We start from the raw sequence: 7,100 nt of genomic DNA on the forward strand, positions 1-7,100 counted from the left end.
ATTCCGGCCGCTTCGATCGAAGGCCGTCTGAGCACCCACGGGTCGCACCAGGGCGACCCTGGCATGCAGTGGCCATTTCGCGCGATGTTCTGGGCCGGTAGTGGCGCTACGCGCGCCCCGGTGCGCGAGTTCATTCGCGCAGTTCATCGGGAGCGCACGTCAGTCTGTCGCTCCTGGTCCCAAATCCGCATATTCGGGTCGCTATGAGCGGCCACCACCACGGTCGCGTCGAATGCGACCGGCACGAAGGGATTCATAGCCCACATGACAGATGTCACCACCACTGAGGTCGTCGAGGAGTTCGACGACGCGATCACCGAGGCAACCGCCGTCATCGACAACGGCAGCTTCGGCACCCGCACCATCCGGTTCGAGACCGGACGTCTCGCCCTGCAGGCGGCCGGTTCGGTAACCGCCTACCTCGACGACGAGACCATGCTGCTGTCGACGACAGCGGCGTCGATGCACCCCAAGGAGCACTTCGACTTCTTCCCCCTCACCGTCGACGTCGAAGAGCGCATGTACGCCGCGGGACGCATTCCCGGGTCGTTCTTCCGCCGTGAGGGCCGTCCGTCGACCGATGCCATCCTGACCTGCCGTCTGATCGACCGTCCGCTTCGTCCGTCGTTCGTCGACGGTCTGCGCAACGAGATCCAGGTTGTCGTCACCGTCCTGAGCCTCGACCCCAAGGACCTGTACGACGTCGTCGCGATCAACGCGGCATCGGCGTCGACCCAGCTCGCGGGCCTGCCGTTCTCCGGCCCCGTCGGTGGCGTGCGTGTCGCACTCATCCCGACCGAGGAGAACAAGGCAGGCCAGTGGGTGGCGTTCCCGACCGTCGAGCAGCTCGAAGGTGCCGTATTCGACATGGTCGTCGCCGGCCGCATCGTCGGAGAAGGCGATGACGCCGACGTCGCGATCATGATGGTCGAGGCCGAGGCAACCGACAACGTCATCGACATCGTCGCTGGCGGCGCGCAGGCACCGACCGAGGCCATCGTCGCCGAGGGCCTCGAGGCTGCCAAGCCGTTCATCGCTCGTCTGTGTGAGGCGCAGAAGTCGCTCGCCGCGGCCGCTGCCAAGGAGACCGGACAGTTCCCGCTCTTCCCGGCGTACGAGTCCGACGTCTACGACGCCGTCTCGGCTGCTGCCACCGAGCGCCTCTCGCAGATCCTCACCATTCCGGGCAAGCAGGAGCGCGACGAGAAGACCGACGAGCTCAAGGCCGACATCCTCGCCTCGCTCGGCGAGCAGTTCGAGGGTCGTGAGAAGGAGATCGGCGCGGCATACCGCTCGGTCACCAAGAAGCTCGTGCGCCAGCGCATCCTGACCGACCACTTCCGCATCGACGGTCGTGGCATCACTGACATCCGGTCGCTCTCGGCAGAGGTTGCCGTGATCCCGCGTGCCCACGGTTCGGCACTGTTCGAGCGCGGCGAGACCCAGATCCTCGGTGTCACCACACTTGACATGGTCAAGATGGCGCAGCAGATCGACTCGCTCGGACCCGAGACGTCGAAGCGCTACATGCATCACTACAACTTTCCGCCGTACTCGACCGGTGAGACCGGTCGCGTCGGATCGCCCAAGCGTCGCGAGATCGGCCACGGCGCGCTCGCCGAGCGTGCCCTCGTGCCCGTGATCCCGAGCGTCGAGGACTTCCCGTACGCGATCCGTCAGGTCTCGGAAGCGTTGAGCTCCAACGGTTCCACCTCGATGGGTTCGGTCTGTGCGTCGACCATGTCGCTGCTCAATGCCGGTGTGCCGCTGCGCGCTCCGGTCGCGGGTATCGCGATGGGCCTCGTGTCCGACACCGTCGACGGCGAGACCCGCTACGTCGCGCTCACCGACATCCTCGGTGCCGAAGATGCCTTCGGCGACATGGACTTCAAGGTCGCGGGCACCAAGGACTTCGTGACGGCGCTTCAGCTCGACACCAAGCTCGACGGCATTCCGTCGAAGGTGCTTGCCGGTGCATTGAGCCAGGCCAAGGATGCGCGTCTGACCATTCTGGATGTGATGGCCGAGGCCATCGACGAGCCCGACGAGATGAGCCCGTACGCCCCGCGGATCACCACCATCAAGATCCCGATGGACAAGATCGGCGAGCTGATCGGCCCCAAGGGCAAGACGATCAACGGCATCACCGAGGACACCGGCGCCAACATCTCGATCGAGGACGACGGCACCGTGTTCATCGGTGCTGCCGACGGCGTGTCGGCACAGGCCGCGATCGACAAGGTCAACGCGATCGCCAACCCGCAGCTGCCCAAGGTGGGCGAGCGATTCCTGGGCACCGTGGTGAAGACCACCGCCTTCGGCGCGTTCGTGTCGTTGCTGCCTGGCCGCGACGGTCTGGTGCACATCAGCAAGCTCGGTAAGGGCAAGCGCATCAACAAGGTTGAGGATGTCGTCAAGGTCGGCGACAAGCTTCAGGTCGAGATCGCCGACATCGACGAGCGTGGCAAGATCAGCCTCGTCCCGGTCGACGACAGCGACAAGTCCGGCAGCGATGCGGAGAAGTCCGACGACAAGGCTTCGGCAGACGCCTGATCTGCTGACGCCGCGGAGCTCGCCGCGAGAACTCGACGGCCCGTCGTCCACAATGAAGTGGACGACGGGCCGCCGTCGTCCGTAAGGACACGTTCATATGTTCGCGAGAAGTTCGGTGAGGGGAGCGACCATGGCGGAGGATGAGCGGGGTGGTGACGCTACCAGGGTCGGTGTCGTCGCAGACAAGCTCACCGTCGCGCACCGGCGTGAACCTGCTGGATCGGTCGACAACACCGTCGAGAGTCTCATCCGGTCTGCACCAGTTGTCGGCACGGCCGATATGTCGGTCCAGGAGGCGGCGCAACTGATGACCGAGCGCAACCGCGATCACGTGCTGATCCCGTTGCGAGACGGCGGTCTCGGAGTGCTCACGGACGCGATCATCCGTGAGCGAGTGGTGGCGGCAGGCGCATCGCTCGATACCCCGGTGACAGAGCTGATGCAGCGTCGGGCAACTGCGGTCGCGCCGCACGTCGCAGCAACCGATGCGCTCACCACGATCCTCGAGAACGACCTGACGGCACTGCCCGTCGTCGATGCGAAGGGAGTGGTGCGCGGCGTTGTCGCACCGTCAGACTTCGTGGCAGCGCCGGGAGGGCCGAGTGTTGCTCTGCGCGAGCAGATCTCACGTGCGCGCGACATCGTCGAAGTGCAGGAGCGTGCGTCTCGGGTGCCCTACCTGATCGCTGATCTGGTCCGTCGCGAGCAGCCGGCGCATTCGGTCACCACGATGGCATCGCTTGTCATCGATGCTGTGGTGCGTCGCGCACTCGAACTCGTCCTCGCCGCGCATCCCGAGCTGGACCCGACGAAGTTGACGTGGATGTCGTTGGGCAGCAACGCTCGTCGGGAGACCGTGCTGAGTTCCGACATCGACTCGGCAGTCTCGTTCTCCGACGACGTCAGCGACGAGCAGGTGCAGGCCTATCGAGTGGCCTTCGGCGAGGTCGACACTGTGCTCCGCGGAGCGGGCATGGCCGTCGACGACAACGGCGCGATTGCCTCGATGCCGTTGTTCTCGCGTACTCACGCGCGCTGGCGCGCGGCAGCGGAACGGTGGCTCGCCGAGCCGCTGGAGAACAAGGGCATGATCCTCACGTCGCTATTGATCGACGCTCGTCCCATTTGGGGCGATGAAGGGCTCCCGGCGGTCGGCGAGGTGTTCGCCGACCTTCGACGACATCGGGGAACGCTGAATCTGCTGCTGGCGGAAGCTCTTGCCACCAGAGCGAAGATGCGGTCGATGCGTGATGTACTGACCCGCCGTGGCGACGACTTCGACATCAAGCAGCATGCGATCGGTCCCCTGGTGAACTTCGCACGCTGGGCGGCATTGTCGGTTGGGTCGCCCCAACTCGATACACGCGGTCGGTTACGCGCCGCGTCGGGAACCGAGTTGTTGTCGGACGACCAGGCAGACACCTTGATCGAGGTCTTCGAGATCCTGCAACGAATACGCCTCAATTATCAAGTCGCACAGTTCGATCGGGGTGAGGACGTGAGCGACGTGCTGGACATGAAACGGTTGTCGCCGCTCGACCGCAGCATGGTCGCGCAGGCGGTACGCGAGGTTGCAGGAGTCCAGCGCCGAGCCGCCAACCGCGCGCACTATCTGCCGGTAAGTTCGGTGTAGTGAGGTCTGTGACAAGGGGTCGCGCGCGGTGTGTCTGATTCTGTTCGCCGTCGACGCCGTCCCGAAATACGAGTTTCTCCTGGCCGCCAATCGTGACGAGATCTATTCGCGACCGACCGAGGGGATTCACCGGTGGGGCGATGCCCCGATCATCGGTGGTCGTGATCTGACTGCGGGCGGCACGTGGATGGGTGTGTCGACGACGTTGCCGCGACGGATGGCAGCGGTGACCAATGTGCGCATCGGCGAGCCGAAAGTGCTGCCGGGCAAACGATCGCGCGGCGACCTGCCCGTCGATTTCCTCAACGGCGAGGCAACTCCGCGGGAAGCGGCGAAGCATCTTGTGCAACACGCCGACGAGTACGCGCCGGTCAACCTGCTTGTCGCCGACGGCGTCGACGTCTGGTGGGCGACGAACGCTCCCGTACCCGACGCCAGAGCTGTGCCGCCCGGCTGGCACGGACTGTCGAATGGCGTGCTCGACAGCGACTGGCCAAAAGTGACCGACGGTGTTCGACGATTCCAGCAGGTCGCGGCCGACTCGGACGGGCTGCCGGAGGACTACCTTGCGATGCTCGACGATCGGAGCCTGGCCGACCCTGCTCGGCTGCCCGAGACGGGCATCGATCCCGAGCGTGAGCACCAACTCTCGGCGATGTTCGTCGACATGGATGGCTATGGCACCCGGGCGTCGTCGGTGCTGCGCATGGGACGCGACCGCCATGGCGACCTGACCGAACGTCGGTTCCTTGACGGCGAGCCGGTGGAGACGTCCACGTTGCGGTGGTGACGCGAGATGCAACCGCCGGGCCCGAGACGATCTCGGGTCCGGCGGTCTCGCGACGGAGGTCGTGGTCAGTTGGCGGCGAACGGATTCTGCTCGGCCGGGATGTCGAGCGCTGCGCCGACCTCGGCATTGAACAACGCGCCCGCGTGGGTGCTCAGGCCGCCTGCGAGTGCGGCGTTGTCGGCCAGCGCCTTCTCCCAGCCCTTGTCGGCGAGCTGCAGCACGTAGGGGAGCGTGGCGCCGGTGAGCGCCTGCGTCGACGTACGCGCGACGGTGCCGGGCATGTTGGCGACACAGTAGAACACGGTGTCGTGCACGGTGAACGTCGGGTCGTCGTGGGTGGTGGGACGTGAATCCTCGAAGCAGCCGCCCTGATCGATGGCGATGTCGACGAGCACCGCGCCCGACTTCATCTGCGCGACAAGGCTATTGGGGACGAGCACGGGCGCCTTCGCGCCGGGGACGAGGACCGCGCCGATCACCAGGTCGGCCTGCTTGACGGCCTCGGCGAGTGCCAGCGACGTCGAGTAGCGGGTGTGGACGCGGCCGCCGAAGCGTGCGTCGACCGCGCGTAGTTTCGCGATGTCGAGGTCGAAGACGGTGACCTGTGCGCCCATACCCATCGCGATGGTCGCGGCATTGACGCCACTGACACCCGCGCCGATGACGACGACGTCGGCGGGCTCGGTACCGGGGACGCCGCCCATCAGCACGCCGCGGCCGCCTTCGGAACGCATGAGGTGGTAGGCGCCCACCTGGGGAGCGAGTCGGCCTGCGACCTCGCTCATCGGGGCGAGCAGGGGAAGCGAGCCGTCGGCGGCGCGGACCGTCTCGTAGGCGATCGACGTGGTGCCCGACGCGAGCAGCGCGACGGTGCAGGGGCGGCTGGCCGCAAGGTGCAGGTAGGTGAAGAGCGTTTGGCCCTCGCGCATGAGTCCGTATTCGGCCTCGATCGGCTCTTTGACCTTGAGCAGCAGGTCGGCCTGCTCCCAGACCGCGGCGGCGGTGTCGAGGATCTGTGCGCCCGCGGCCTTGAAGTCGGTGTCGTCGATGGCGGAACCGAGGCCTGCGCCCGCCTCGATGATCACATCGTGGCCGCGCTTGGTCAGCTCGGCGACGCCGGCGGGCGTGATGGCGACGCGGTATTCGTGGTTCTTGATCTCGGTGGGGATGCCGATACGCATCGGGTGCTCCTCGGAAGTGTTGGGGTGTGGTCATGTGCTGCGCGGCGGAGGCGCTGCTCTGCGCTGAACACCTACAAGCGTGAAGGAACGTCGAATAGTGCACAATGTTGATGAGGAAAGTTCTGTAATTTGCGGTTAAGGGTGAAGAATCGTCAGATCGAGGAGTTGTGATGGCCACCACGCCGAAGGATGTTCGGGCAGTCGAGCTCGACGCGACCGATCGTGAACTGCTGCGCGTCCTGCAACTCGATGCGCGCATCCCCAATAGTGAGCTCGCGGCACGGGTGGGGATCGCGGCGTCGACAGCACACGGACGTCTCCGACGGCTCGTCGACACCGGTGTGATCCGCGGATTCTTCGCCGACGTCGATCCGGCCGCGGTGGGACGGCCGTTGCGGGCGATGGTCGCCGTGAGCCTGCAGTCGGATGCGCGTGGGCAGATCCGGCAGTTCGTCGGCGAGATCGCACAGCGAGACGAGGTGATCGACGTCTTCTTTCTTGCGGGTGCCGACGATTACCTTCTGCACGTCGCGACCGCCGACACGGAGGCGCTGCGCACGTTCGTCGAGATGCTCAATGCCAGACGCGAGGTCGCAGGGACCACGACGTCGCTGGTCTTCGACCACCAGCGTGGCGATGCGCCGATCTACTGAGGGTCGGCACGAAAGTGCCGCCCACTAGACTCGGACAGGAAAGTTCGACCGAGCACGCGAGAAGAGGGAGCACCGATGAGTGACGAGATCAGGGTGGGCGTATTCGGCAGTGGGGGCAAGGTCGGGCAGGCCATGGTCGACGCTGTCGAGGCCGCCGAGGATCTCGTCTTCACCACGGGCGTCGACAAGGGCGACGATCCTGTTGTCTTCGTCGACACGGACACCTCCGTCGTCATCGACTTCACGCATCCGAGCGTCGTCATGGACAACCTGAAGTTCCTGATAGAGAA

General features: G+C 65.6%; 5 protein-coding genes and 1 pseudogene. 5 read left to right on the forward strand and 1 reads right to left on the reverse strand.

Annotated elements, in window-relative coordinates; all coding sequences use genetic code 11:
• The first annotated feature begins 264 nt into the window (after positions 1-264).
• From B3T59_RS00570 to B3T59_RS00580, 3 genes are all read left to right on the forward strand, one after another.
• A complete protein-coding gene (locus tag B3T59_RS00570) occupies positions 265-2,553 on the forward strand; it encodes a polyribonucleotide nucleotidyltransferase (protein ID WP_287001241.1) in 2,289 nt (762 codons plus the stop codon).
• Between the two features lie 130 nt (positions 2,554-2,683).
• Positions 2,684-4,186, forward strand: coding sequence for a putative nucleotidyltransferase substrate binding domain-containing protein (locus tag B3T59_RS00575; protein ID WP_287001242.1), 1,503 nt, complete (start codon positions 2,684-2,686; stop codon positions 4,184-4,186).
• A 28-nt stretch (positions 4,187-4,214) separates the two neighbouring features.
• Positions 4,215-4,976 (forward strand): NRDE family protein, encoded by a 762-nt coding sequence (locus tag B3T59_RS00580; RefSeq protein WP_287001243.1) that lies wholly within the window; start codon positions 4,215-4,217, stop codon positions 4,974-4,976.
• A 65-nt stretch (positions 4,977-5,041) separates the two neighbouring features.
• Here B3T59_RS00580 and ald read toward each other — a convergent pair whose 3' ends face one another.
• On the reverse strand, positions 5,042-6,157 hold the full coding sequence (gene ald, locus B3T59_RS00585; RefSeq protein ID WP_287001244.1) for an alanine dehydrogenase: 1,116 nt from the start codon (positions 6,155-6,157) through the stop codon (positions 5,042-5,044).
• Between the two features lie 170 nt (positions 6,158-6,327).
• Between ald and B3T59_RS00590 the strand changes: the two genes are divergently transcribed.
• Both B3T59_RS00590 and B3T59_RS00595 read left to right on the forward strand, forming a co-directional pair.
• Entirely contained in the window at positions 6,328-6,810 is a 483-nt protein-coding gene (locus tag B3T59_RS00590; protein WP_251721123.1) for an Lrp/AsnC family transcriptional regulator, read from the forward strand.
• Between the two features lie 87 nt (positions 6,811-6,897).
• Positions 6,898-7,100, forward strand: a pseudogene (locus tag B3T59_RS00595) (4-hydroxy-tetrahydrodipicolinate reductase); the annotation flags it as partial.

The organism is Gordonia sp. UBA7860 (genome assembly GCF_002500165.1).
GTDB classification, from domain to species: domain Bacteria; phylum Actinomycetota; class Actinomycetes; order Mycobacteriales; family Mycobacteriaceae; genus Gordonia; species Gordonia sputi.